The organism is Agrobacterium sp. 22117 (assembly GCF_052045735.1).
Lineage (GTDB): Bacteria > Pseudomonadota > Alphaproteobacteria > Rhizobiales > Rhizobiaceae > Agrobacterium > Agrobacterium cavarae.
Genome location: NZ_JBQEPP010000002.1, coordinates 482,316 through 508,731, shown reverse-complemented (window position 1 = coordinate 508,731; position 26,416 = coordinate 482,316). Strand labels below are relative to the sequence as shown.

General features: G+C 58.2%; 24 protein-coding genes. 12 read left to right on the top strand and 12 right to left on the bottom strand.

Annotated features, from left to right (window positions below):
- Nucleotides 1-38 precede the first annotated feature (38 nt).
- Both ACTJKV_RS06875 and ACTJKV_RS06870 read left to right on the top strand, forming a co-directional pair.
- The gene (locus ACTJKV_RS06875) at nucleotides 39-629 is read left to right on the top strand and encodes a HupE/UreJ family protein (RefSeq protein ID WP_440598557.1); all 591 of its coding nucleotides are present in this window, start codon (nucleotides 39-41) and stop codon (nucleotides 627-629) included.
- Between the two features lie 101 nt (nucleotides 630-730).
- The gene (locus ACTJKV_RS06870) at nucleotides 731-1,528 is read left to right on the top strand and encodes a DUF2076 domain-containing protein (RefSeq protein ID WP_440598556.1); all 798 of its coding nucleotides are present in this window, start codon (nucleotides 731-733) and stop codon (nucleotides 1,526-1,528) included.
- A 99-nt stretch (nucleotides 1,529-1,627) separates the two neighbouring features.
- On the opposite strand, the gene queF is transcribed toward ACTJKV_RS06870, so the two are convergent.
- The 6 genes from queF to ACTJKV_RS06840 all read right to left on the bottom strand — a co-directional run bounded on the left by queF (nucleotide 1,628) and on the right by ACTJKV_RS06840 (nucleotide 7,301).
- Nucleotides 1,628-2,092 carry a preQ(1) synthase gene (gene queF, locus ACTJKV_RS06865; RefSeq protein WP_062426350.1) on the bottom strand — a complete coding sequence of 155 codons (465 nt, stop codon included), beginning with the start codon at nucleotides 2,090-2,092 and terminating at the stop codon, nucleotides 1,628-1,630.
- 3 nt (nucleotides 2,093-2,095) lie between these two features.
- A complete protein-coding gene (locus ACTJKV_RS06860) occupies nucleotides 2,096-3,013 on the bottom strand; it encodes a cation diffusion facilitator family transporter (RefSeq protein ID WP_062426349.1) in 918 nt (305 codons plus the stop codon).
- A 126-nt stretch (nucleotides 3,014-3,139) separates the two neighbouring features.
- Nucleotides 3,140-3,535: a glyoxalase superfamily protein gene (locus ACTJKV_RS06855; protein ID WP_440598555.1), complete on the bottom strand. Its 396-nt coding sequence runs from the start codon at nucleotides 3,533-3,535 to the stop codon at nucleotides 3,140-3,142.
- Nucleotides 3,536-3,564: 29 nt separating this feature from the next.
- Nucleotides 3,565-4,197 carry a LysE family translocator gene (locus ACTJKV_RS06850; protein WP_440598554.1) on the bottom strand — a complete coding sequence of 211 codons (633 nt, stop codon included), beginning with the start codon at nucleotides 4,195-4,197 and terminating at the stop codon, nucleotides 3,565-3,567.
- A gap of 134 nt (nucleotides 4,198-4,331) precedes the next feature.
- Nucleotides 4,332-5,048, bottom strand: coding sequence for a TIGR02117 family protein (locus ACTJKV_RS06845; protein ID WP_440598553.1), 717 nt, complete (start codon nucleotides 5,046-5,048; stop codon nucleotides 4,332-4,334).
- 63 nt (nucleotides 5,049-5,111) lie between these two features.
- Nucleotides 5,112-7,301, bottom strand: coding sequence for an anthranilate synthase (locus ACTJKV_RS06840; RefSeq protein WP_112359908.1), 2,190 nt, complete (start codon nucleotides 7,299-7,301; stop codon nucleotides 5,112-5,114).
- A 296-nt stretch (nucleotides 7,302-7,597) separates the two neighbouring features.
- On the opposite strand from ACTJKV_RS06840, the gene ACTJKV_RS06835 reads away from it, so the two are divergent.
- Nucleotides 7,598-8,548 (top strand): extensin family protein, encoded by a 951-nt coding sequence (locus tag ACTJKV_RS06835; protein ID WP_440598552.1) that lies wholly within the window; start codon nucleotides 7,598-7,600, stop codon nucleotides 8,546-8,548.
- A gap of 68 nt (nucleotides 8,549-8,616) precedes the next feature.
- Here ACTJKV_RS06835 and ACTJKV_RS06830 read toward each other — a convergent pair whose 3' ends face one another.
- The gene (locus tag ACTJKV_RS06830) at nucleotides 8,617-10,845 is read right to left on the bottom strand and encodes a TonB-dependent hemoglobin/transferrin/lactoferrin family receptor (protein ID WP_440598551.1); all 2,229 of its coding nucleotides are present in this window, start codon (nucleotides 10,843-10,845) and stop codon (nucleotides 8,617-8,619) included.
- Between the two features lie 364 nt (nucleotides 10,846-11,209).
- Between ACTJKV_RS06830 and ACTJKV_RS06825 the strand changes: the two genes are divergently transcribed.
- Nucleotides 11,210-11,731: a TIGR00645 family protein gene (locus ACTJKV_RS06825; protein ID WP_440598550.1), complete on the top strand. Its 522-nt coding sequence runs from the start codon at nucleotides 11,210-11,212 to the stop codon at nucleotides 11,729-11,731.
- A 276-nt stretch (nucleotides 11,732-12,007) separates the two neighbouring features.
- Nucleotides 12,008-12,724, top strand: coding sequence for a helix-turn-helix transcriptional regulator (locus ACTJKV_RS06820; RefSeq protein WP_082447309.1), 717 nt, complete (start codon nucleotides 12,008-12,010; stop codon nucleotides 12,722-12,724).
- A gap of 153 nt (nucleotides 12,725-12,877) precedes the next feature.
- Here ACTJKV_RS06820 and ACTJKV_RS06815 read toward each other — a convergent pair whose 3' ends face one another.
- From ACTJKV_RS06815 to ACTJKV_RS06800, 4 genes are all read right to left on the bottom strand, one after another.
- On the bottom strand, nucleotides 12,878-14,077 hold the full coding sequence (locus tag ACTJKV_RS06815; protein WP_274101980.1) for a DUF2333 family protein: 1,200 nt from the start codon (nucleotides 14,075-14,077) through the stop codon (nucleotides 12,878-12,880).
- 105 nt (nucleotides 14,078-14,182) lie between these two features.
- A complete protein-coding gene (locus ACTJKV_RS06810) occupies nucleotides 14,183-15,214 on the bottom strand; it encodes a hypothetical protein (protein WP_274101979.1) in 1,032 nt (343 codons plus the stop codon).
- A gap of 202 nt (nucleotides 15,215-15,416) precedes the next feature.
- On the bottom strand, nucleotides 15,417-15,866 hold the full coding sequence (locus ACTJKV_RS06805; RefSeq protein ID WP_062426338.1) for a pseudoazurin: 450 nt from the start codon (nucleotides 15,864-15,866) through the stop codon (nucleotides 15,417-15,419).
- A 110-nt stretch (nucleotides 15,867-15,976) separates the two neighbouring features.
- A complete protein-coding gene (locus ACTJKV_RS06800) occupies nucleotides 15,977-16,558 on the bottom strand; it encodes a thymidine kinase (protein WP_111850454.1) in 582 nt (193 codons plus the stop codon).
- A gap of 295 nt (nucleotides 16,559-16,853) precedes the next feature.
- Here ACTJKV_RS06800 and ACTJKV_RS06795 point away from each other — a divergent pair, with 295 nt between their 5' ends.
- From ACTJKV_RS06795 to ACTJKV_RS06780, 4 genes are all read left to right on the top strand, one after another.
- A complete protein-coding gene (locus ACTJKV_RS06795) occupies nucleotides 16,854-17,813 on the top strand; it encodes a choline ABC transporter substrate-binding protein (RefSeq protein ID WP_062426337.1) in 960 nt (319 codons plus the stop codon).
- A gap of 93 nt (nucleotides 17,814-17,906) precedes the next feature.
- A complete protein-coding gene (choW, locus tag ACTJKV_RS06790; protein ID WP_062426336.1) occupies nucleotides 17,907-18,758 on the top strand; it encodes a choline ABC transporter permease subunit in 852 nt (283 codons plus the stop codon).
- The gene (gene choV, locus ACTJKV_RS06785) at nucleotides 18,755-19,801 is read left to right on the top strand and encodes a choline ABC transporter ATP-binding protein (protein WP_274101977.1); all 1,047 of its coding nucleotides are present in this window, start codon (nucleotides 18,755-18,757) and stop codon (nucleotides 19,799-19,801) included. The genes choW and choV overlap by 4 nt, the downstream gene beginning before the upstream one ends.
- A gap of 469 nt (nucleotides 19,802-20,270) precedes the next feature.
- Nucleotides 20,271-20,588 (top strand): ArsR/SmtB family transcription factor, encoded by a 318-nt coding sequence (locus ACTJKV_RS06780; RefSeq protein ID WP_062426334.1) that lies wholly within the window; start codon nucleotides 20,271-20,273, stop codon nucleotides 20,586-20,588.
- 276 nt (nucleotides 20,589-20,864) lie between these two features.
- On the opposite strand, the gene ACTJKV_RS06775 is transcribed toward ACTJKV_RS06780, so the two are convergent.
- Nucleotides 20,865-22,034, bottom strand: coding sequence for a DUF3095 domain-containing protein (locus ACTJKV_RS06775; protein ID WP_112521234.1), 1,170 nt, complete (start codon nucleotides 22,032-22,034; stop codon nucleotides 20,865-20,867).
- 303 nt (nucleotides 22,035-22,337) lie between these two features.
- Here ACTJKV_RS06775 and ACTJKV_RS06770 point away from each other — a divergent pair, with 303 nt between their 5' ends.
- The 3 genes from ACTJKV_RS06770 to ACTJKV_RS06760 all read left to right on the top strand — a co-directional run bounded on the left by ACTJKV_RS06770 (nucleotide 22,338) and on the right by ACTJKV_RS06760 (nucleotide 26,404).
- Nucleotides 22,338-23,444 (top strand): branched-chain amino acid ABC transporter substrate-binding protein, encoded by a 1,107-nt coding sequence (locus ACTJKV_RS06770; protein WP_274101976.1) that lies wholly within the window; start codon nucleotides 22,338-22,340, stop codon nucleotides 23,442-23,444.
- Between the two features lie 162 nt (nucleotides 23,445-23,606).
- Nucleotides 23,607-25,313: an adenine deaminase gene (gene ade / locus ACTJKV_RS06765; RefSeq protein WP_274101975.1), complete on the top strand. Its 1,707-nt coding sequence runs from the start codon at nucleotides 23,607-23,609 to the stop codon at nucleotides 25,311-25,313.
- A gap of 137 nt (nucleotides 25,314-25,450) precedes the next feature.
- Complete coding sequence (locus ACTJKV_RS06760; RefSeq protein ID WP_274101974.1) at nucleotides 25,451-26,404, top strand: HD-GYP domain-containing protein; 954 nt, start codon at nucleotides 25,451-25,453, stop codon at nucleotides 26,402-26,404.
- The last annotated feature ends 12 nt before the right edge of the window (nucleotides 26,405-26,416 follow it).

The window sequence follows — 26,416 nt, the reverse complement described above, 5'->3', positions numbered from 1 at the left end:
AACGGCAGGCACCCGACCAGACATTTGAAGAGGGAACGATGTTGAAAAGACTTATCCTTGCCGCAGCCAGCCTTGGCGCCACCACCCTGCCCGCTTTCGCCCATCTCAATCCGGAAGAGCACGGCTCCTTCATGGCCGGCGTTTCACACCCGCTGTTTGGTGCAGACCATATCCTTGCGATGGTGGCAGTTGGCCTTTGGGCATCGCAGATCGCCACGACAGAAGGCCGCAAAAACGCATTGTGGGCCGTCCCGGCAGCCTTTGTCGGCACCATGGCGATCGGCTTCTTCATGGCGGTCTACGGCATCGAGCTGCCCTTCGTCGAACCTGCGATCCTTGCGTCCGTCATCGGCCTTGGCCTTCTGGTCGCCATCGCTGCCAAGCTGCCAACCGTTGCGGCGGCCGCCATTGTCGGCGTTTTCGCACTCTTCCACGGTCACGCCCATGGCGGGGAACTTGGAACGGCTGGCGCGCTGCAGTTCGGCATCGGCTTTATGATCGCCACGGCACTTCTGCATCTTGCCGGTGTGGCCCTTGGTCTGGGCGTCTCGCGCTTCGGTCCCATCGCAGCCCGCATCGCCGGTGGCCTGACAGCGCTGGCTGGTCTCTCGCTCGCCTTCGGCGGATGAGGTATCGGATTACAGAAATGTAAGAAATCGGGGCTTTGAAAAATCCGATTTGAACTCTACTTCCTTGGTATGCGTTTCTCGACATGCCAAGGAGGCAAGAGATGTCACCAGAAGAAACCCAACTGCTCAAGGGCCTGTTCGACAGGATCAGGACCGCATCGTCCACCGCCCGTGACCCGGAAGCCGAAGCACTGATCGACCAGTCGGTTCGGGATCAGCCGCATGCACCCTATTACCTCGCACAGGCCGTCATCGTGCAGGAGAAGGGATTGGAAGCGGCCGCCGCCCACATCAAGCAGCTTGAAGAACGCATCCACCAGCTGGAAAGCGGTGCGAGCGATCAACAGCGCGGAACCCAAGGCGGCTTCCTAAGCTCCATTTTCGGCACCAATCAGCCGCAGGCACCCGCCCCTGCCCCAACCCCGCAGTCCCCACAGCCGCAGTCGGTCTATCGCAACGACATGTCCGGCCAGACATCCGGACCTTGGAGCAGAAGTCCTGAGCCACAGCAGCCGAGTGGGCCGTGGAGCCAGCAGACATCCGGCTTCGGACGCTCCGGTGGCGGTGGTGGCAGTTTCCTTCAAGGTGCGCTTGGAGCCGCCGCGGGTGTCGCAGGCGGCATGCTGCTTGCCAATTCGCTGAGCGGCATCTTCTCCAACCACATGGCGTCGTCCGGTTGGGGTTCGCCCTTCTCCGGCGGCAATGCACTTGGCAATGCGCCGGTCGAGGAAACGGTCATCAACAATTACTATGGCGACGACCAACAGCAGGCCAATGCCGATAACAACGGCAACGACGTGCAGCAGGCGGATTACACGCCTGATGACAATGACCCGAGCTATGACGACAGCAGCAATGACACGGATTACGACTCAGGCGACGATAGCTCCTTCGTCTGAGCCTCGATCAGTTTGATCAGGAACTTCCGTTGGTGTGAGCACCGGAAGCGCAGACATTGCTATTTTGCAGGCGACCAACGGATATTCCTGGATAGGCTGTCAGCCGCGACCACGATAGGTCGCCACCCCTTGATCCGGCAGCCAGACGCCTTCGGGCGCTGGCCCGGTCTGCCAGAAAACATCGATGGGAATGCCGCCGCGCGGATACCAGTAAGCGCCGATACGCAGCCACTTAGGCGCCAGCAGATCGACCAGCCGCTTGGCGATATAGATCGAGCAATCCTCGTGGAAGGCACCGTGGTTGCGGAAGGAATGCAGGAAGAGTTTCAGCGACTTCGATTCCACCAGAAAGTCACCGGGAATGTAGTCGATGACGATATGGGCGAAATCCGGCTGTCCCGTCATCGGGCACAGCGAGGTGAATTCCGGCGCGGTGAAGCGCACGACGTAATCCGTCCCTGCATTTCCGTTCGGCACGCGCTCCAGAACAGCACTTTCTGGATTTTCAGGGGCTGCGACCTGCGCGCCCAGCTGGGACAGGCCGGAAACATCCGTCACTGACATGGCTTAAACTCCTGGTTCTAGAACATTGACCCTGACGCCATGCGCCTGTTCGCTTTCAGGCTCGACGTGGATGGCGAGTGTGGCCCCGGGTATCACGCCCCTTATGGCATCTTCAAGGCGATCGCAAATCTCATGCGCCGCGCCCACCGACATGCTGGCGGGCACGACGACGTGAAAATCGATGAAGGCGGCAGACCCTGCCCGGCGCGTCTTCAAGTCATGCACGTTGAGGACGCCAGCGGAATGCTCGGCAATGGCCTTCTTGATTGCCTCGTCCTCTTCCGGCTCCACCGCCTTGTCCATCAATCCGCTCAGCGAGTGGAGAATGACCTTCGAGCCCTGGATGAGAATATTGATGGCAACCAGAATGGCGAGCAGCGGATCGAGGATCGCATAGCCGGTGACGATGGCCAGCACGAGGCCGATCAGAACGCCAATCGAGGTCACGACATCCGACATGATGTGATGGCCATCGGCCGTCAGCGCAGGCGAAGCATGCTTGCGACCGACGCGAATGAGGATCGTCGCCCAGACCGCATTGAGACCGCCGGCAAAAGCATTGATCGCCAGACCCAGCACCGGCGCTTCCGGCAGGCGCGGCTCGAACAACCCACCCCAGGCTTCCTTGACGATCAACAGCGCCGCCACGACGATCAGCACACCTTCCACGACAGCGGATATATATTCCGCCTTGTGGTGGCCGAACTGATGATCGTCATCGGCAGGCTTCTGCGCATAGCGAATGACGAAGTAGGCAATGAAGGCCGCAACCACATTGACGGTCGATTCCAGACCGTCGGACAGCAGCGCGACGGAGCCCGTGACCCACCATGCCGAGAGTTTCAGTCCAAGGACGAGAAACGAAAACGGAATGCCCCAGAAAGCCAGCTTTCGGACGAGAGCGTTACCTTCATCATTCATGGCGAAACCCCGTGCAGATGCAAACGAATTGCAGAAATGAACCCCAAAACGCACGAACCGCCCGCACGAGGGTTCGTGCAGGCGGTTCGCTGTTGGCGCGTTCTATGATTTAATCTTGCAGAAGGGTCAAGCGCTTTCCGTCTCGAGCCGCTCGCAGAAGCGGATACGATTGCCGAATGGATCGGTCACTTCCATCTGCAGGCCCCAGGGCAGCGGCTCGACGCCCGGCTTCATGTAAGTGTAGTCCTTCGCCGCAAGCTCGCGCTGATAGGCTTCCACCCTAAGCGTTTCGACAAACACAGTCGAACCAGGCGTCGCATCGCCATGATGTCCGGAGAGATGAAGAACGAGCCCCGCGCGCGAAACCTGCATATAGAGCGGAAAATTCTCCCCGAAGCGATGCTCCCAATCCACCGAGAAGCCGAGGAAGTCGACATAGAACTCCCGCGCCTTGGCCTCATCGAAAATACGCAGGATCGGGCAGACACGGGTGAAGCGGGTGGTGTGGGTTTCGTGCGACATGTGAATTCCCGTCTGATTGGCGCAGTCTATCAAACCCTGCTGAGCAGCAGCTTGATACCCGCAAAGCCGAAGAAGAGCGCAAGCGTTGCCTCGATCGAGCGCTTGGCCTTTTGATACATGCGGATGGCGGGCGCGGTGGAGAACAGCAACGCATAGCCACAGAAGACCACCAGTCCAAGCAGCCCGCAACCGCCGACGATTGCGGCAAGCGTGGCAGGGCCAGCACCGGGTTTGAGGCCAAGCGACATGACCGCCATCCACCCGAGAACCGCCTTCGGGTTGGTCAGATGCAGCAGAAGACCACGGCGATAGAGCTTGCCGTAATCCGCCTTGCCGCCATTCCCTGCACCAATCCCTGCTTGCGGCGCGTTGATGAAAGCGGAGCGCGCAGACTTGTAGGCCAGATAGAGCAGATAGATCCCACCCAATATCTTGATGACGAACAGCGCGTTGGCGAAGGAAGCCAGCACGGCGGAGAGGCCGGTTGCGGCAATCGCAGCCCAAGTGAGAGACCCGGTCATCACACCGAGCGCAAGCACCACAGCCGGCGCCCTGCCCTGGCTCATGGCGACGCCCATGATCGTCATGTTGCTCGGGCCTGGGCTCGCGGTCGCGATGATATAGGCGGCGTAGACGATTAGAAGTTGGTGCGGGTCGAGCATTGTGGCTGGCTTTCTTCGGGCGAGGCTTCAGGTGCCATGTCATCCGAGTGGCAGTGTCGTGTCAATTCGGGGGGTGCCGAAACGTTGAACGTGAGGGGGGGTACAGCAACAATGCCAACCGGCTCGACCGTCGCTCACCCCAAACCGCGGACCCGAAGCGGCCCAACTGCAAACACGCCCGCATCATTATGCAAGCGCAAGGACGTCGTTAAAAGCCAGGGCAACGGCGTCCACCACCCCGTGCCGATCCCCGCCTGCCGAAGTGCCGCAGCCGTCCAGATGTTGCAGCCGACCAGCACGTTGAAAGCGCCTTCCGCTTCGAAAAACGCATCGTCTGCACCATAAGACTGGCCAATGAGCGGAACCTCCCTCCCCTCCGGTCGAGAAAAGCTCGCAACAATAAAATCGAGCAGTCTCGCATATCCCGCAGCCGAGAGGTCAACCGGCATGACACTCGGTTCTGACAGTGGGATATCGCCCGCAAGCGCCACATGCATCACCGACTGATCGACGGTCAAACTCTTCAACACAGGCATGGGTTTAAGATCGGCCCATGTCGGCGTTCGCGTGTAGAACGCCCGACCGCCCCAGCCGAAGACGATATAGCGAAGGCCGGGGTGATCGATTTCAAGCTGGCCATCCCGCAGGAAGGCAAAGCGCGCCAGCAGTTCCGCATCCACCGGCACCGCAATGTCTGTATGGATCGGATTGCTGAGCACCAAAATGCGACGGGACGGTTCCGCGGGCGACGCGTCATCGGAGACGGCTGGCTGCCTTGGCACAGCCACGCCGAGGGCGATGCCCGTAACGGCAAGAACCAGAACAATAAATATATATTTGAGGATTTTCACCAGCGCTCACGCGATCAGGAGAAATGGCGGCGCCTAAAGTCGCCGCCAAAAGATTTCAAATGATCACGCAGCCTTGGTCTTCGCCTTGCGCACCAGATGCGTCACCACATTCTCGATCATCCGCATGCCGGCATCGCCGCCAAGCGTCATGATCGATTCCGGGTGGAACTGCACCGCTGCCACTGGCTCCTTCGTATGCTCGATGCCCATGATCGTGCCGTCTTCGCTTTCCGCCGTGATCATGAAATCGCGGTGAAGCGTGGCCGGGTCGGCAAAGATCGAGTGGTAACGACCGACGGTGACTTCACGGCCCAGGCCGGAAAAGACAAGGCCCGGCTCCAGAACGCGGATGCGCGAGGGCTTGCCATGCATCGGGATCGCCAGTTGACGAAGCTCGCCGCCATAGGCTTCGGCCAGCGCCTGGAGCCCGAGGCAGACGCCGAAGATCGGCAACTCGCGCGCACGCGCAGCCTTGATCGTCGCCTTGCAATCGAAATCGCCGGGGTTGCCCGGTCCGGGAGAGAGGACCACGAGATCCGGCTGGAAGCGATCGAAGATTTCCGCCGGAACCGGTGTGCGAACGGTCGAGACCGTTGCACCGGTCTGGCGGAAGTAATTCGCCAGCGTATGCACGAAGCTGTCTTCGTGATCGACCAGCAGGATCTTCACGCCCGTTCCGACCTTGGCCGCATCGCGCTTGCCGACGGTCGAATTCTGGGCTTTTGCATCGCGAATGGCTGCAATCATGGCCGATGCCTTCAGTTCGGTTTCCGCTTCTTCTTCCTGTGGAATGGAATCGTTGAGCAGCGTCGCCCCTGCCCGCACTTCCGCAATGCCATCCTTGATGCGGATGGTGCGCAGTGTCAGCCCCGTATTCATGTCGCCGTTGAAGCCAACCATGCCGATGGCGCCACCATACCATGCACGCGGGCTCTTTTCGTGGTTTTCGATGAAGCGCATCGCCCAAAGCTTTGGCGCGCCCGTCACCGTCACGGCCCATGCGTGGCTCAGGAAGCCGTCGAATGCATCCATGTCGTCGCGCAGGCGTCCCTCGATATGGTCCACCGTGTGGATGAGGCGCGAATACATCTCGATCTGGCGACGACCGATGACCTTGACGGAACCCGGTTCGCACACACGGCTCTTGTCGTTGCGGTCGACATCCGAGCACATGGTCAGTTCGGACTCGTCCTTCTTCGAGTTCAACAGCTTGAGGATCTGCTCGCTATCGGCAATCGGATCGTCACCGCGCTTGATGGTACCCGAAATCGGGCAGGTCTCGATACGACGACCGGAGACGCGCACGAACATTTCCGGCGATGCGCCGACCAGATATTCCTGATGTCCAAGATTGATGAAGAAGGAATAGGGCGACGGGTTGATCGCCTTCAAGCGTCGGGAAATCGCCGATGGATTGCTGTCGCAACGCTCCATGAATTTCTGACCGGGCACCACTTCAAAGAGGTCGCCACGACGGAAGCTTTCCTTCGCCTTGATCACCAGTTCGGAATATTCGCCAGGATGATGATCGCCGCGCGGCGGGATCGTATCGGTGGTCTTGAAAGGCTCGGCCGTGGTCTCTTCCGACTTGCCCTCAGTCGTCAGCCCGGCCTTCTCAAAATCGTAGCGGTCGATCCAGGCCTTGGCGGAGTAGTGATCCACCACCAGAATTTCGTCCGGCAGGAAGAGCACCATGTCGCGCTGGTCTTCCGGGCGCTGCAGCGAGAGCTTGATGGCATCGAACTGGAAGGCGAGATCGTAACCGAAGGCACCGAAAAGCCCAATGGCCGAGTCCGCGCTGGAATAGAACAGGTCGACAATGGCACGAAGCGGCGTGAAAACGGTCGGAATCTTGGAGCGCTCTTCCTCGGTAAAGACGCGGTCTGGCTCGTTGACCGTCAGATCGAGACGGCGGGCGGTCAATGCACCGAGTGTGAGATCCGGCGTTGCTTTCAGCTTCTCTGCAATGAAGGAAAGCAGGACCTCGCCGCGACCGTTATAGGCTTCGATCCACATCTTGCGGCCGAAGGAGGAAATGCCGAGCGGCGGATCGATGATGGCGGTATCCCAGCGCGTGTAGCGGCCAGGATACTCATAATTGGACGAGAAGACCGCGCCGCGACGGGAGTCGAGACCATCGACATAGCTGTCGATCGCGCTGGCATAATCGGCTTCGCGACGCTTGCGCGAGACCTTGATGCCGCCCTTGGTCTCGTAAATTTCCGAACCGTCATCCTGAGTGATTGTAACCATTTTACCTGCAGTTCCCGTTTTTTAGACCCGATGATGACCGGCGGCAGAATAACAAAAAAGCCGCCTGAAATTTCGGGCGGCTTGGACGTGTCGTGTGAACATGACTGGTCAAGGCCGCCTCAGCTGCCCCACCACCAGATCGCAATGTTCTTCGATGTTGTGTTCATGGGCGAAATTGTTAGCGGCAATAAACCCGCTTGGCAAGCGGATTTGCGGGCCGTTCCTGAACCGGATCGCCCATTGGCGCGTTCTCGCTTTCGCGCAACCATCTGCGCGACAGGGGGCGACAGACCGACATGCTTCATCGTTTCTTCATTCTGGTAGCGGCATCGCTGCTGATTGCCGCATCCGAACCGCCAAAACAGGTTCCGGTTCCGGAGGCAAAGCCACAGCAGGAAACGCCTGAAAAGGCGACCTCGCCGGAGAAGAACGAGAAGGCTCCCGAGCAGGTCTCGCCACCACCAGAGAACACGGTGCCTAAGCCGCAGGAAAAACCTCAGACGCCAGCCCCTCAAGAGGCGGCGCCGGCAGATGGCAAGAAGCCGGAGGACAAGAAGTCCGAGGATGGAGAACCGGAGGCCGACAAAGCCGAGCAAGGCAACCCAGGCGATGCAAAGCCGACCGAGGAAAAGTCCACTGAAGAGAAGAAAGCCGACGAGCCCGCGCCCGAACCGGTCATGCAAGAGAACCCGGATGAGCTGAAAGCCTGCCTGTCGCAACTGAAAGAGCTCGGCGCCGAGTTTCAGGAGATCGAGCCGATCAAGGGCGAAGAAGACGGCTGCGGCATAGCCTCACCGCTGGAGGTCTCCGCGGTTCTGCCCGGCATCAAACTCGAGCCGAAGGGAACGATGCGGTGCGAGGCAGCGCTTGCGCTTTCCCGCTGGACAAAGGACGTGGTCATCCCCTCCGCCAAGATCGCCATGCCCAACCGTCAGGTCACGGCCTTTGGCAATGCCTCAACCTATATCTGCCGCAATCGCAACAGCGCGGCGACAGGCAAGATGTCGGAACATGCCAAGGGCAACGCCGTCGACATTGCGACCATGACCTTCGACAAGGGCGAGCCCCTGGTGATGAAACCGCGCACCGAGGACGGCACCATGGAAGGCGCCTTCCAACGCACCATCACCACCGCCGCCTGCCTGTTCTTCCGCACCGTCCTGTCGCCCGGAAGCGACGCGACCCATCAGGACCATCTGCATCTGGATGTGCTGGAGCGCAAGGGTGGGTATTTGTATTGCCGGTGAAAACCGCGGCGTAATTCAGTTGAAACGGTGGCGCTTCCGCGCCACCATATCGATCTAGAAGACCCTGATCAGAACGTTTTGGTCAGAGAGACCTTAAACGACCTGCCTGCCTCGGTGTAGAAATCGACCGGCTGGTTGCCGCTGGATTGTGACGTCGGGTTGACCTCGCGGACGGCAACGGCGTTCCAATATTTCTTGTCGAAAATATTGTAGACGCCAGCCTGGATACGAAGGCCGTTCAACTGTTCCGGCTCCCACCAGCCAGTCAGATTGGCGATGCCGTAGCCCGGCGCGTCGAACGTGTTGGGATTGTTATCGTTGGGCATTGGTGCTGAAAAGATGCCGGACAATTCGAGGCCCCAAATATCCTGATCATAGCCGACGCCTGCCACCGCTTTGAACGGCGCAACGGATCGTAGATAGGATTTATCAGTGCTGTTTCGTCCATAGGCGTAGGCAATAGAGCCGTTGAGGAAAAGCCCGTTTGCAAACTCCTTGCGGGTTTTTAGCTCGATACCGGAAATCTGCGCTTTATCGACATTGCGCCATGACATGACGAGCGGCGCCTGTGAGACGGTGTAATCCTCGATGAAGTTCGAGTAGCGGTTATGGAATACGGTGACTTTTCCAGAAAGATCGCCGCTCTCATAATTCGCGCCGACCTCGAACCCCTGCCCGGTCTCTGGTTTCAGGTCCGGATTGCCGCGAACCTCGTAGCCGATATTGGGGAAATAGATGTAATACTCATCGATCGTTGGTGGCCGATATGTCATCGACCATTGCGCGAAAAGCTCGGTTTCAGGCGTGACTTGATATGTCGCCAACACTTTCGGCGAGACGCGCGTACCGCTTTTCGGTGTCAATGCGCCGTTGTAACCGGCCGTCGTCTGCGGATCATAATCATACCAATCGAAGCGTACGCCAGGGGTCAAAGCAAAACCGCTATCGCCAAAACCGATCCGATCATCGAGATAGATGCCAAGCTTCTTGCCATCCACATCCGGCATATCTGGCTTGTTGACGGCAGCGCTTGCGGGCAGACCTGCCAGATATTGTTCGGTCTGGAAAAACTGCAGCGTGCCGCCAAAGCGAATTTCGTGGTCGAGAGAGCCGGCATCGAAACGCGAGATAGCGTTGCCCGTCAGACCGTAGGAGTTTTCTTCCACCCTGTTGTGTCTCATGTACCGAGCGGAATCGCTGGTGCGCAGGCCATCCGATCCAGCTTCTTTGGTCAGCTTTTGCCAGAAGATCGTTGCATTGGCCGCGTCGATAACGGAGTCTTCGCTCTCCGCCTCGTAGCTATAATCGAAAGATACGCGGTCGCGGTGGGTGTTTTCCTCACCCCAGCCCTGACCGGGCAGATAGGTCGTAGCAGGACGCCCGCCGGATATGACGACTGTGGGGCTCTGCATTGTTCTCAGGTCGAAATCGGTATCGAGATCATAGCGCTCTGCGGTCACACCGATGCGATGCCCACCAGCAAGATCCTGACGGACCTTGGCCATCACATTCTTCTGATCGAAATCGGCAGGGTTTGGCGCGGTCCGCTGGAAGCCGTCAATGTCTTGCTTGCCGAGGTTGTCGCGCTCATGACCTTTCTTGTAAGCGCCTTGGAACAACACCGAGGTGTTCTCGATCTTTTTCGCAACCGCCAGCGAACCACCGAGGCTCTTGTCGGAGCTGTCATAGCCAAGCTTCGCCACGCCGCCCCAGCCCTTTTCTGGGTCTATCAGGTCTTCCGGTTCAAGCGTTCTCAGCACCAGCGCGCCGCCCATGGCACCTGGACCGATGCGGCTCGAATCCGCGCCGCGCACAACATCGACAGTCGAGAGCGCTGCAAAGTCGAACGTGTTTGCGCCGTCACTCAATCCCGTCGTTGGCGATGACGCACCCGCACGCACGAGGTTGCCGAAGGAGGAAACCGGGATTCCGTCCAGCAGCGTGACGATGCGTGGACCACCGAGACCGCGGATGAACAACCCGCCCACCTTGCCTGGCTTGCTCTCGGTGAAATCCACCCCAGGCTCCGTCGTATTGCCGAGATCGCGCAGGTTGCTGATGTCCTTTTTGCGGATTTCGTCTGCCGTCGTCACGCTGGCAAGCGGCGTATCGGACGCTGCGTTCGCCGCCGGGTTACCCGACGCAACGCGCGCGCCCTTGATGGTAATCCGTTTCAGCACAGTGGGCCCTTGTCCGTCCTGCGGAGACACGGTCTCCGCCTCTGCGCCAACGCTATTGATCACAAGCGCCAGCGCCGTGCAGACGAACAAGGCGGATTGAGAACCGCGGATAAGCATGATGACCCCCTGATGTCGAACAGCAAGAGACAAGCGCGACGGTGCGCGCTACAGCCTCAAGGCTCGCTCGACGGATATGTGCTGAAATGTGACGGCTGAGCCGCTGGGGGAGAATTAGAAAACATGATTATGTGAGTCAACATAATAAATATGATTATAACAGTCATCATTTAGCGGGGACCATACTGTTGCAAAATTGTGACGCCGAACATGCAGCAGCCTCATGCTCGGTCCACCGTAAAACATCCCGTGATAAACAGAATGTGCAGAATGCTATGGTCTTGAAGATCGGTCTTTTCCGCTTAAATCACCGCTTTACGAATACGCACATTATCTCAACGCGAGCCAAGGGCGCCCCGCTGACATGAAAGCACTTGAACTCATTATTGAACGAATCATTCTCTCGAGCCGCTGGATCCTCGTCGTCTTCTATTTTGGACTCGTGGCAGCACTGGCCGTTTACGCTTTTTCCTTCGCACTGAAGTTTCTGAAGATCGCCCAGAACGTCTTCGTCTACACGGATGCGGACATGATTCTCGCCATGCTGGCCTTGATTGACGCGGCGCTGGTGGCAAGCCTTATCGTGATGGTAATGATCTCCGGCTATGAGAACTTCGTCAGCCGCTTTGATGAAGCCGACGATGAGGTGTCGTTCCTCGGGAAGCTCGACGCCGGCAGTCTCAAGATCAAGGTCGCCTCCTCAATCGTGGCCATCTCCTCGATCCATTTGTTGCAGATCTTCTTGAACGCCAACCAGTATTCCGACAGCAAGCTGATGTGGTTCACCATCATCCACCTCGCCTTCGTCATCTCTGCCGTGATGTTGGGTTTCCTGGAAAAGCTGATGAATAAGCCGAAGTCCGGCAAGGCCGATCTCGATCTTTGATCTCGTCGATCCAAAGCATCTCGCGCAAAAACGTGCAGCAGTTTTGCGCGACATGCGGCACGCTTTGACAGGCACAAGGCGAGAGGCCCGCTCGCGAAGCAAATCCCGCGACTTTGAAAGTCGTGACCCCAACCGCTCCAATAATCAAGATATTCAAACGATTAGAAAAACACCGTGCTAACCAAAGTTGGGACTATTGGAAATTAGGGGTGGAAATTTGTTGCCGTTCGTATATTTCTTGATGTTAACATATAAACCTTATCGAATGTAATCACCATGACAACACTGGAACGGCAGTCTGTATTCAGTCAGGAGATAGTGGCCTCCCAAAGTCGTCCTGAGTGGCTGCAGACCGTCTCCCGTCTCACCAAAACATTCGGCTTCACCCACACCACCTTGATGAAGGTGCCGACGCAAGGCGACGACCTTCTGGCTCCGGTGGTGCTGGAAACGACTGTCCCGGTCAACTTCATTCGTAGCGTCGATCAGCATCGCAAACTGCCGGATTGCCCTATCCTGGCAAAAATTGCCAATTCATCGATGCCGCAATATTGGTGCTTCGAAGACGACATTCCCGTGCCGCCCTATAGCGCGGAGTTGAAGAATTTGATGGTGCAATACGGGCTCGTCAGTGGCGTGATCGCACCCATCAACTGTCTCAATGGTCGTCGATACGTTCTGCGTTTCGAAGGAGATTCGCCAAAGCCCAGTCAGAATGTGCTCAATGAGCTGGGCATTGTCGCCATCCATGCCTTCGACGTTTACGATCGTATTCGCAAGGCGGAACTGGTGGCGCCGAAAACGCTGACGAAGCGCGAGATCGAAGTCATCCGTTGGACGTCTCACGGAAAGACCTCCTCCGAGATCGGACAAATCCTTTCGCTGTCCGACCACACGATCAACGCCTATTTGAACAATGCGATCAAAAAGCTGGATTGCGTCAACCGGACCCAGCTCGTCGCCAAGGCCATTCGACTGAAAGTGATCAGTTGATCATGATCGAAGCGCCGCGCGACGTCGCGGTTCGCTCCTGACGCTTTACGTCTTCGCTTGACGGAGCGTGCCAGCCGCACAACCGCTCAATAGTTTTAGGGCCGGCTCAAGCGCTCCGTAATCCAGTCGGAGCGCTCGGCTAGGCCCTTGCGCTCAGCGGTCCAGCACGGAACGCAACTCCACAAGGTTGGAGCGCACGCGCAGCACATAGAAGCCCATCGTCGCCAGATGCGATGGCATGATCCACCCGCTTTCATCGCCATTGGAGATGATGAAGGGCTGAATGCGAAGGGCTGCCCGCGTCTGCGCCAATGTATCGTTCCACAAGCTGGTCACATTGCGCTCGCGAATGACCTGCTGGAAATCCGCACCAGCGGCTGAGAGAATGCCGTAATAGCCGTAAAGCTGACCATAAGCGAACCAGAAGCGATCGTCGGCACGCGTGTCAAACCAGCCGCCATTATAATTTTCGGAACGCTCGCGAAGGATCGCGGAGGTGCCGCCAATATCGTTGGCGATGCGATCGATGAACTGGATAAGGTTGTCCGCACGCGTATCGAAGACAGAGGCGCATTGAGCAAGACTGGTGTTGAACTTGCGCAGACTGTCTGCGGCCGAGCGGTAGTAGCTTGGCGTCGGCGTCTTCGGGCCGAAGGGGCTCAGACCGAAATACCAGGAATACTCGTCATATTGCAGATTGCCACGGGCATTCTGCAGGTCGTTGTTGATGCCGGACGTGCCGCGCACACGACCGAGCGTATCGACAAGCTCCACCGCGGTACGGCGAACGGCCTGGTTCACGCCGCGCTGGAAGGAGGCCTTGTTGTCCAGAAACGGCGTACTGTCCCAATCGACGCCGAAGAGGCCGAGCTTGTAGAGCAGCATGGAGGAAATCCAGGCATTCTGATCGACATTGAAGTCGATAAGCCCTGCTGCAACATCGACGGTGGCGGATGGCTGGCAACTGCGGGCAGCCTGAGCTGCGGCAACTGCGGCCGGCGCGGTTGCGGCTCCCTCAGTCGCGGGCGGCGCCTCTGTTTGCGCCTGAGGCACTGTCGCAGGCGTGGCAGGCAGTTCCTGCCCTGCTCCGACCGTGCGGGTCGAAAGCTTGTAGTCGTTGACGTAATCCGGGTTGAAGTTCGTCCAGACCTGCGTTTGCCAGATGAAGTAGCCATAGAGACCGAAGATGAGCACGAGGCCAACAGCAAGCGGTGCCTGTACCATCCATGCCAGCGGGCCGGCAGATCCTTGCCGCGCGCGGAACGGCCAGATCAGCGCGGCGCCAAGAACCGACAGGCCTCGTCCAAGCGCGCTGAAAACACGTCTGAAGAACGCCGAAACGGAATCAAGCATACTCACCTCTCTCGATTGTCAGTCAACGGCCCACTCCTCTGCGAGTACAGCTTCGTTCTCAGATAGGTGCGCGCGCGATGGATACAACGCAGCAAAGGTATCTTTTTACCGCGCAGCACCCTCAATCGCCACGATACGGGATCGTTCTATTCTGTAGCGACGGACAAAGGCCTCGCTGACAGGGGCCTTGCGCTTGTCGATATGATCGAGCGTGATGGCGTTGTGCGCGTGGATCCTGAGAAGATCGAGAAGATGGGGATGTGGCGACGCGTCTTTTTCAATGTCCCGCATCAGCCCGTCAAGCGTCATGGTCACGGCGCCGTAGAGTTGGATGGCGCGCTCCATCGCGAGCGACAGCATGTTGTAGAGCATGGCATGTGCCGAGAGCCGCTGGGTCGCGCTTTGCGACAGCGATTCCTGCAGCTGGATCTGGTCTTCCAGACGCTGGTGGCGGGTTCTCAAAACATGATAGGATTTTTCCTGCTCTTCCAGTTCAAGCGACAGGCTTTCCCGTTCGGCTTCCAGTGAAGCGCGGCGCTTGTCATCCGTCACACTGCCAAGCTTCCATTGCACCGTTGCGAGCGACGCGTTGATCTCCTTCAGCCGCTGACGCCCAGCCTCGATCTCGGCTGCCGACTGGCGGCGCTTTTCCATCATCGCAAGCAACGGCGCTTCGCATCTCTCGTAAAGCTCCGAAGCGGCAGCTTTCTCGTTCGTCAGAAGCACGGCAACATCATCCGAAAGAAACAGCAGCCGCTTCACGGTCCCGGCGATCGCAAACGTCTTCACCCGTTCGGCCTGAAGCTTCGTCGCCCTGTTGCGCGAGAAGAAGGCGACGAAATTCTCGTAGCGCGTCCGTTCGCTGGCGGCGTCAAAACGCTCGAAACATTTTTCGATCTCGCCGGAAAGGTAGAGCGTGAGATTGGCGAGAGTCTTCTCAACCTCATCATAGCGTGCAAGGAGGGAATCGAGCGCTTGGCGCTCGCGCTCATGACTGACCTGCGCCTTCTCATCCGCGTCATCTGCGCCAAGAAGTGTCGAGAACTGTTGGAGCAGGCTTACCTCGGCAGCGCGCGTGTCGCTGATTGCCGCCTTGGCCTTTTCAATCTCGCTCTCAAGGGGCGGCGTCTTCGCCATGGCAGGTTCTCTCTCTCCCGAATCGAGTGGGCACTAAAGCATGTCGCGCAAAACTGTGCAGCGGTTTTGCGATAACGACATGCGACAAAACAAGAGCCGACGCGGGGAGGAAATCCGAAAGATCGCGACACGCATAAGGCCGCTCGTTTCATATATCCACGAACGGCCTCATCTCAATGCAAGAGCTTGCAGGAAGGGACGCTTACAGATTGAGCTTTGCCAGTTCCGCATCCAGTCTCTCACGCGCCTTCTTCGGCATCTTGCCGGCCTTCACCGCATCAAGGTTTGCAGGCTGATCGCCAACGACCACAAGCGCCACCATGCCCATGCCGAAATGCGGGGTGCATTTGAAGACGTAAGCGCCTTGCCTGTCGACCGTCACCTTCAGCGTCTCGTTCATCTTGCCCTTGGCTTCCGCCACACCCTCCGGCACCAGTTCCTTGATCGAAGCGGCATCGTGACCCTTATCGACCGGAACGAAGGTGATGACGTCGCCCACATTTGCTTTCACGGCTGCGGGCTCGAACACCATCGCCTGCCCATCTGCGCCCTTGTTCAGCATCTTGATCTCGATTTCGGCGGCAGCGGCCGGAAAGGTGAAGAAGCCGGCAATGGCGGCGGCTGTAAGAAGACGAAGAACGTGACTTTGCATTGCGCTTACTCCTGAAGTGGAACCGCCGGATGCGGTCTTTCCACGCCAGGTCCTACTCCCCCACGCACCATCCTTCTTTGACCAAAATCAAACGGAGCAGAACGCGCGGCTCAGGTGTCTTGAACGGCCTCCACCCAGTGGCGCCGGCAGAAGGACACGTATTTCTCATTGCCCCCCACATCGATCTGCGCGCCCTCCTTCACCACCTTGCCGCTTTCATCGAAGCGCGCCACCATCGTTGCCTTGCGGCCGCAATGGCAGATGGTGCGGATTTCCCGAAGTTCGTCGGCAATCGCAAGAAGCTCCTTGGAAGCGGGAAAAAGCTTGCCCTGAAAATCCGTCCGCAGACCATAGGTCATCACCGGAATGTTCAGCCTGTCGGCAATCATGGCGAGCTGCCAGACATGGTGTTCGGAGAGAAAATTCGCCTCGTCGATGAAGACGCAGGCGACCGGCTCCTCGCCATGCAGGCGCGCCACCTCGGCAAAAATATCCGTGCTGTCTTCAAAGATCATCGCATCCGACGACAGGCCGATGCGCGAGGCCACCTTTCCCACACCGGCCCGGTTGTCGAAGGCGGCGGTGAAGATCAGGGTACGCATTCCGCGCTCCTGATAATTGTAGGACGCCTGCAGGAGCATGGTGGATTTTCCGGCATTCATTGCGGAGTAATTGAAATAGAGCTTGGCCATCATGCCCTCTAAAGTCTGTCAGGGATAAGTGGAAAACCGGTTATCCCGAAAAGACAAACGACAACAAAAGAATCAGGTTTCAGGCTCTTTTGCCCCGCAGGACCCGCAGAAGGAAGGGTGTCCGAACGAAAGTCACAGCTTTAGGGTCAAAACCCGATTCGAATAGGAGTTCTGTTCGTCGCGGCTGATAGTGTACAATGTCGCAAACAACACCGCCGCTCACGCAAATGCGCATGAGTTGATTGTGATTGGCGGATATTGATAATGATAAAGGAACAAAAAAAGGGAGTAAGCAATGCTTGCACATCAACGTCGCTGTCTGGCTCTTGCCGCGGCAATTTCTGCAATCGCGGTCTTTTCCACCAGCGCCCAGGCTGCCGAACCGGCAAGCTGCGGAACCGTCCGCTTCTCCGATGTCGGCTGGACCGATATCACCGCGACGACCGCCACAGCGTCCGTCATTCTGAAAAGCCTCGGCTACGACACCGACGTGAAAATCCTCTCCGTTCCGGTGACCTATACGTCGTTGAAAAACAAGGACATCGACGTCTTCCTCGGCAACTGGATGCCGACGATGGAAGGCGATATCAAACCTTACCGCGAAGACAAGTCGGTCGAGACGGTGCGCGAAAACCTGACGGGTGCAAAATATACGCTTGCCACCAATGCCAAAGGTGCCGAACTCGGCATCAAGGACTTTAAGGATATTGCAGCCCACAGCGACCAGCTTGGCGGCAAGATTTACGGCATCGAGCCTGGCAATGACGGCAACCGCCTGATTCTCGGCATGGTCGAAAAGGACACCTTCGGCCTGAAGGACTTCCAGGTGGTGGAATCCTCCGAACAGGGCATGCTGGCGCAGGTGGCGCGTGCCGATAAGGCTGGCGAGCCCATCGTGTTTCTCGGTTGGGAACCCCACCCGATGAACTCCAATTTCAAGCTGACCTATCTGACAGGCGGCGACGACGTCTTCGGTCCGAACCTTGGCGGCGCAACAATCTACACGAACGTGCGCAAAGGCTATCTGGACGAATGCCCGAATGTCGGCACCTTCATCAAGAACCTGCAATTCTCGCTTCCCATGGAAAACGAGATCATGGGCAAAATCTTGAATGACGGCATGGAAGGCGAAGCCGCAGCCACCGCATGGCTGAAGGCGAACCCGAGCGCCATCGAGCCATGGCTCGCGGGCGTCAAGACCAAGGACGGCAGCGGCGACGCGCTGGCTGCAGCCAAGAAGAATATCGGCCTGTAAAGGCCGGTTACCCGCCTGCTACGCCCGGCTTCCGACCTTTCAAGCGTCGGAAGCCGAACAGATGAACCCGTTCACGAAAGGCATAATCTTACCGTGGAATGGCTCAGTGCACCCCAAAATCGTTTACCGGTCGGTCGTTACGCCAAAGAGGCAGTCGACTGGCTGACCACAAATCTTTCTTTCTTTTTTGATTGGTTAGCCTTTATTTTCGGAAGCGTTATCGACGCTATCCTCTACCTGCTACAGGCGCCCCACCCTCTTATCATCGTGGCGCTTTTGACCGCGCTCTCCGCCTGGATGCGACGCTCCATCGGAATGCCGCTCTTCACAGCCCTTGGCCTGCTTCTCATCATCAATCTCGGATATTGGAAAGCGACCACCGAAACGCTGGCGCTCGTGATCGCGGCAAGCTCCGTCTGTATGCTGATCGGCGTCCCGCTCGGCATTCTCGCGGCACGGCGCAAATGGGTCTACAGCTTCATGCGTCCCGTTCTGGATTTGATGCAGACGATCCCGACCTTCGTCTATCTGATCCCGGCACTGGTGCTCTTCGGTCTCGGCATGGTACCGGGCCTGATCGCAACAGTGATCTTCTCCGTCCCCGCTCCCATCCGTCTCACTCGACTTGGCATCATTTCCACGCCGCCGGCGCTGGTGGAAGCCGCCGTCGCCTTCGGCGCCACGCCCTCCCAGGTGCTGCGCAAGGTAGAACTGCCCTTTGCCATGCCGCAGATCATGGCGGGACTGACACAGACCATCATGCTATCGCTTTCCATGGTGGTGATCTCCGCACTTGTCGGCGCGAACGGCCTCGGCGTGCCGGTGGTTCGCGCGCTGAATACGGTCAACATCGCCATGGGCTTTGAAGCGGGTCTTTGCATCGTCATCGTGGCGATCATTCTTGACCGGCTCTTTCGCCTGCCAGGCTCGGAGGATGAAGTATGAGTGACGCGATCATCTTCGGAAACGTCGATATCGTCTTCGGCGACAATCCTCATCTTGCGCTTCCGCTGATCGATGCGGAGCGGACCCGCAGCGAAATCAACAAAGAGACCGGTCTGGTGCTTGGCGTTGCCAATGCCTCGCTCTCGGTCAAGGAAGGCGAAATCCTCGTCCTCATGGGGCTGTCGGGCTCCGGCAAATCCACGCTGCTGCGCGCCGTCAACCGCCTTGCCCCGGTGGTGCGCGGCAGTGTCAGCGTCAAGACCGATACGGGCTATGTCGATCCCTATCGGGCATCGTCCAAGGTGCTGCGCGACCTTCGCTCCCGCACCGTCTCCATGGTCTTTCAGCAGTTCGGACTCCTGCCCTGGCGCAATGTTGCCGATAATGTCGGCTTCGGGCTGGAGCTTTCCGGCGTGCCGGAGGCCGAGCGCAAGAAGCGTGTTGCCGAACAGCTCGAACTCGTCAATCTCTCCGACTGGGCCGAGCGCAAGGTGGGCGAGCTTTCCGGCGGCATGCAGCAGCGTGTGGGTCTTGCCCGCGCTTTTGCGACCGGCGCGCCGATCCTTTTGATGGACGAGCCGTTCTCAGCCCTCGACCCGCTGATCCGCAGCCGACTTCAGGAAGAGCTGCTGGAGTTTCAAAGCAGGCTGAAGAAAACGATCCTCTTCGTCAGCCACGATCTGGACGAGGCCTTCCGCATCGGCAATCGCATCGCCATGATGGAGGGTGGACGCATCATCCAGTGCGGCACGCCGCAGGAGATCGTGCGTAACCCCGCCACCCAGTATGTTGCGGATTTCGTGCAGAACATGAACCCGATTTCCATGCTGACCGCCGCCGACGTGATGCGGCGCGGCGTGGCAGTCGATAACGGCAACAGCCCGGTCGTGGCCACTGCTCGCCCTTCCCTGCCCTTGATCGACATTCTCGATGCCATGGCAAGACAGCCCGGTACGATCGGCGTCGTCGAACAGGGAGCGGTCATTGGCACCATCACCTCGGAAGACATCGTCCGAGGACTGACGCGTCACCGCAACGTCTAGATTCTGCCTGGCTGGAGGAGAACCAGCCGAGGGCGGTCTGATTCCAAAGAACGGGATCTTTTCAATACCACAGCATCCGAAGCAGCGTAGGCCCGACAGGCCTGCGCTGCTTTCTTTTCCTCACCCCGCAACGCACGCACTACTAGATTTGGGACATGCCGAGATTTGAGATCAAAATATGACAGCAGCAGTCAAAATTACGAAGAATAAAAAAATATTATTTTTGACCGAATTTGACATTAATCATTTCTTCGTTTGCGTTACTTACGATTTTTAGAAGAAAATAATACCCCGAAACAGCCTAGCGGCATAATGAGTATCTAAATTACGACACTTCTAATAAAGCGTGGCCTTTACCTTAGATTTAGGTATATACAGTCTCGCGACCATGTTGGTAAAACTTGACGCATGGGGCAATTCGTTGCCGGACAAGAAAGCCTAGGGGCGGCTTCGAATTAGGAGACTGGAAATGACAGAGCAGACCTTATCAGAACAGGCTAATGCAGCGGCAGGGCTTCTGTCGGCAATGGCTAACCCCAAAAGGCTGATGATTCTTTGCAGCTTGGTCGAGGGTGAAGTTCCGGTCGGCGTTCTGGCTACCCAGGTTGGCCTCAGCCAATCGGCTTTGTCTCAGCATCTCTCCAAGCTTCGTGCACAACGCCTCGTCAAGACGCGCCGCGATGCACAGACGATCTACTATTCCAGCACGTCGGACTCGGTGAAGAAGATCCTGGCATCGCTTGAAGAGATCTACTGCGCGCAGAACGACAGCAAGTCCGCGGCCTGATCGACAGCATCGGCCCGAACATCGGGCTCGATCTTCGCAAAGCACGATCAAAAAGGTAAAGCGTTCTTTGTGCGCCCAATAGGCCGCGCGGCGCTTTGAAGCATGGTCCAAGCAAACTGTTCAGCGGTTTTGCGATACCGACCCGCGACAAAACCAAAACCTAAAGCGCAAGGAGCGAATCTGAAAGATCTCGACGCGCTTTAGAAGCCCGAAAACGGGGTGCGCGCCGCTCCAGACGAGTCTTTAGTGCTCAAGCCACGCAGGCACCTCAACCGTTCAGACTGATGACGCCGAACGCTCTTTCAGCATCTGCGCCGCACGTGCATAGCCACCGGCAGCCCCATCGACAAAATGCATGTGATCGCGTGACAGTGGTGACGGAACGACGCAGGTCATCAGGGCCGCATCCTGCTCATGCAATCCATAAAAGCAGACACCGTCACGCTCCGCACCTTCCAGCCGTGCCTTGATGCGGGAAAGCCGGTCTGCATCCACATCGATCGTCATCTTCAGCCCGTCGTCGAACTTACGAAAGTCCGTATTGCTCGCGACAGTCGTCTTGTACTGAACAGGGTCGAAGCGCCCCACCGGCTTTCGCAACCAGTAGAGCACCGTGATCAGAACGGTCTGGAACGCCACCCAACAGCCTTTGCGAAACTGCGACACACGATCACCGAGACCGGACAGCGCTTTGGCCTCCATCACCAGCCCCTCACGAATGAAACCGAGTGCCGGCCCCTCGACAGGCACGGGGTGGCCTTCGCGACCATCCTCATTCGCAAGTGTGACGATATCGGCAACCAGCCGACGGAAGGCCGCCATGTCTCCGCCCGGACGTGGGGTGGCGATGATCGACACCACCGCACCATAGCGCGCCTGTATGGGATTCCATCGGCACGACAGGCCGGAAAGATCAGGCCTGTCGCCTGCCTCCGCCTCGTCGACAAGATAATGCCCGCCCTTCATCTGCATGTCGGCCCAGTTGTTGCCGCCACCGGAGAACATCGCATAGGACACGTCATCGCTCGCCTGAAACCGCGCCACGCGCACATCCAGCCCATTGGCCCTGATCTCCGTCAATGGCACGAGTGCTGCACGCAGCGTCAGGCCAAGATCCTCGCTCACCCACCGCCGGACTTTTGACAACGCCGCGCGCGATGCTTCGATCGCCTGCGGCGGCACGGCGACAGCCGCACCGTCGCCGCCGAAAACAAAGGGCAGATCATGGCGGTCCAAGGCGTTGAGGATGCCGGAGATGACGCCAGCACCCGCCATATTGACGGACTTGTACCGGCCTTGCGCAATGGCATCGGTGGAATCGACAATATCGGCAAGCGCCAGCGCCCAGCCATCGGGAAGCGGACGATAGAGTTCCGGCTCCGCGACATCTTCGAAATGTCGAAAGACAGGCAGGTGGGACAGAAATTCTTCATCGGACGATAGCATCGTCATAATATCCTCCCCGCCAGATGGAAAAGCCAGTCTTTATCGCGCTGTCATAGACCAAACCTCGCCTCTCTACTGTGGCGGCGATCACATAGCTTTTACAAGGGCTTTTACGTCCACGCGCCGCTTCCAGATCAAACACGACTTGCTAAATCGCCACCGCCTTGTCACAAAGCAAGACTGGGGTACGGAATTCAAATGTGAAACGGCACTCCTTTGCCTGACGAACGGCGCCTCGTATCAGCGAGCACGTTGCCGGTATCGGGCCGAATCGGGCGATGCGCCCAACCCAAGGAGAAATGAATGAAAATCAAGATTTTGACCGGCCTGGCGCTTGCCGCCTCCGTGGCCTTTGCACCCGCAGCGCATGCCGAGATCGTCATCGGTCTCGTGGCGCCGCTCACAGGTCCGGTTGCCGCTTACGGCGACCAGGTGAAGAACGGCGCGCAGACTGCCGTCGATGTCATCAACAAGAATGGCGGCATTCTCGGCGAGAAGATCGTGCTGAAGCTTGCCGATGATGCCGGCGAACCCAAGCAGGGCGTTTCCGCCGCCAACCAGCTGGTTGCAGACGGCATCAAATTTGTCGTCGGCCCAGTCACGTCCGGCGTTGCCATTCCGGCCTCCGACGTGTTCGCTGAAAACGGCGTCGTTATGGTCACACCCACAGCAACGGCACCGGACCTCACCAATCGCGGCCTAACAAACATCTTCCGCACCTGCGGTCGTGACGACCAGCAGGCAGAAGTGGCTGCGAAGTTCGTTCTGGCGCAGCTGAAGGACCGTCAGATCGCCATCATTCACGACAAGGGCGCTTACGGTAAGGGCCTTGCCGACGCCTTCAAGAAGACCTTGAATGCCGGCGGCGTGACGGAAGTCATGTATGACGCGCTGACACCGGGCGAAAAGGATCTGAGCGCGCTCACCGCCCGTCTCAAGTCCGAGGGCGTGGACGTCGTCTATTTCGGCGGTTACCATCCGGAAGCCGGTCTTCTGGTGCGCCAGTTGCACGACATCGGCGCGAAGGCAACCGTGATCGCCGGTGACGGCCTTTCCAACTCCGAATTCGCCAATATCGGCGGCACCGCGGCAGATGGCACCATCTTCACCAATGCTTCCGACGCAACGAAGAGCGCGGACTCCAAGGCCGCCGCTGACGCGTTGAAGGCCGCCAACATTCCGGCCGAAGCCTTCACCCTGAATGCCTATGCCGCCGTGGAAGTTCTCAAAGCCGGTATCGAAAAGGCTGGCTCTGCCGAGGATTCCGAAGCGGTTGCTGCAGCGCTGAAGGGCGGCGAGCCGATCCCGACAGCCATCGGCAAGCTGACCTATGGCGAAACAGGCGACCTGACCTCGCAGGCCTTCTCGCTCTACAAGTGGCAGGGCGGCAAGATCGTTTCGGCCGAATAAGGTGCCGCCTCTCCTCCGCGGATTAAGCGCGAGGATGGTGACCGCAACCGAAAGACAAGCTGATCGGACCGGGCGCGCTCAACGCGCCCGGTTTTCTTTTTGCATGAAAAGCGCTTTCCAGGCTTAATTGTCGCAAAGCACAGAATCGAAATGAGGTGACGCGTGGTATCGAAACTCGAACGCAAGATCGACCAGGGAACCGGACGTAAGAAGGCGGATATCGTTCTGAAGGGCGGACGCTTCTTCGATCTGGTCACCGGTGAACTCGTCGCGTCCGATATTGCGATCTGCGGCGATACGATCGTCGGCACCTGCGAGACCTATCACGGCGTCGAGGAGATCGACATCTCCGGCCAGATCGTCGTGCCGGGCTTCATCGACACCCATCTTCACATCGAATCTTCGCTGGTCACACCGCACGAATTCGACCGCTGTGTTCTGCCCTATGGTGTGACGACCGTGATCTGCGATCCGCATGAAATCGCCAATGTGCTCGGCGCGGAGGGTATCCAGTTCTTCCTGGATTCCTCGCTCGAGACCATCATGGATATCCGCGTGCAGCTTTCCTCCTGCGTGCCCGCCACCCATCTGGAAACCGCTGGCGCGGATCTGCCGATCGAAAAGCTCCTGCCCTTCCGCGATCATCCACAGGTCATCGGCCTTGCGGAATTCATGAATTTCCCCGGCGTGATCCATAAGGATCCGATCTGCATGGCGAAACTCGAGGCGTTTCAGGGACAGCATATCGACGGCCACGCGCCGCTTCTGTCCGGCACCGGGCTCAACGGCTATCTGTCGACCGGCATCCGCACCGAGCATGAATGCACCAGCGCCAAGGAAGCGCTCGAAAAGATCCGCAAGGGCGTGCATATTCTGGTCCGTGAAGGGTCGGTATCGAAAGACCTGCACGCGCTGATGCCGATCATCACCGAGCGCCTGTCGCCCTATCTGGCGCTCTGCACCGACGACCGCAATCCCCTCGATATCGCCGAACAGGGTCATCTGGACTACATGATCCGCACCGCCATCGCCAATGGCGTTCAGCCGCTGGCCGTCTACCGCGCCGCATCGATTTCGGCAGCCAAAGCCTTCGGCTTGCGCGATCGTGGCCTCGTCGCGCCAGGCTGGCGAGCCGATTTGGTGGTGATCGATACGCTGCAGAACTGCAAGGCCTCCATGGTCTTCTCCGCCGGCAGACGCGTCACGGACGCGCTTTTCGCCACCCGCAAATCGGTTGCTCCGGTCGGCCTCGACAGCGTCAAGGCAAGGCGGGTGCTCGCCGCCCATTTTGGCGTGCCGGTAACGGAAGGCAAAACGTCCGTTCTCGGCGTATTGCCGGGCAAAATCATCACCGAACATCGCCGCTACAAGCTACCGAGCGACGGCAACCAGACGAGCGTCGATCTCGACAACGACATCATCAAGGTGGCCGTCATCGAGCGGCACGGCAAGAACGGCAATCACGCCAACGGCTTCGTTCAGGGCTTCGGCCTTAAGAAAGGCGCCATCGCCTCCACCGTCGGCCATGACAGCCACAATATCTGCGTCGTGGGCGTCAGCGAAGATGACATGGCGCTCGCTGCCAATCGTCTCGGAGAGATCAAGGGCGGCTTCGTCGTGGCGGAAAACGGAAAGATCACCGGTGAAATCGCCCTTCCCGTTGCCGGTCTGATGAGCCTGGAGCCCTATGAGACCGTACGCGACACGCTGCACACCCTGCGACAGGCAGCCTATGCGCTGGGCACGACACTGGAAGAACCCTTCCTTCAGGTGGCGTTCCTGCCTCTTCCCGTCATACCTCACCTGAAGATTTCCGATAAGGGCCTGGTGGATGTCGATCTTTTCAAGCTCATCACGGCTGAAGGATGAACACGTGCCTGCTCGCGGAGACAATCATAAGTAAATAGTCTAATTCTATTTCCCGCGGGCGCCAAAATCATAGTAAATTAAGGCCTGAGGAAGTATATATGATGATCGTTCAATGACCGGCGACCTGGAGGAAATCTTTGGTCATCAAACGCATCGACAAAAAGCAAGTCAAGATCGGCATGTTTGTCGAGGGCATAGAAGGCCCCTGGCAGGATGACCCTGCTGTTGGCCGCCGTTTCACCGTAAAGAACGCCAAGCAACTCTCCGCCATCGTGAATGGTGAGATCAGCGGTGTTTTTATCAACACCGCGCTCGGCACGAATGCCCCGGACTCTGGTGTTGACGGTGCGGTGCCGAAAACGATCAGGACTGCCAGCAAGGAAGACAAGAGCCGCGTCGCACAAAAGATAAGCGCGCAGGCCGATGAAGCGAAAAGCCTCATCGAGGGTGTGTTTGACGGTCGCGATATCGCCATCGATGCATTTGCGCCGCTTGCGGACGATATCGGCCGGGCAATGGACGAGAACCCCGGTCTTTACATCGGGATCTCACGCCTTCGGTCACGCGATACCGCAACCTTCGTCCATTCGCTGTCCGTCGCGGCGTTGCTCACGCATTTTGCCCGATCGCTGGAAATGGATGAAGCCGTAGTCCAGCGGCTCTGCGTTGCCGGAATCCTGCACGACGTCGGCAAGCTTTCCATCCCGCGGGAGGTTCTGCACAAGCAGGGGCCGCTCACCGCCGAAGAGCGATTATATGTCGAGCAACATCCCGAGCTTGGCTACAAAATCTTGCAAAAACAGTCGGATATGCCGGAACTGGTACTGGATATCTGTCGATTCCATCATGAGCGGATTGATGGCAGAGGCTATCCGCAAGGCCTCTCCGGCGCGCAGATCAGCCCGGAGGTGCGCATGAGCACGATCTGCGATGTGTTCGATGCCCTCACATCCGCCCGTTCCTATAAGAAGGGCTGGTCCTCACAGCAGGCTCTGTCCTGGATGATGGATCGCGAGGGCCAGTTCGACAGGACATTGCTGCGTCGCTTTATCCTCAGCCTCGACACCGAAATGACGAAGGGCCTCCTCTGAGGCCACATGTCC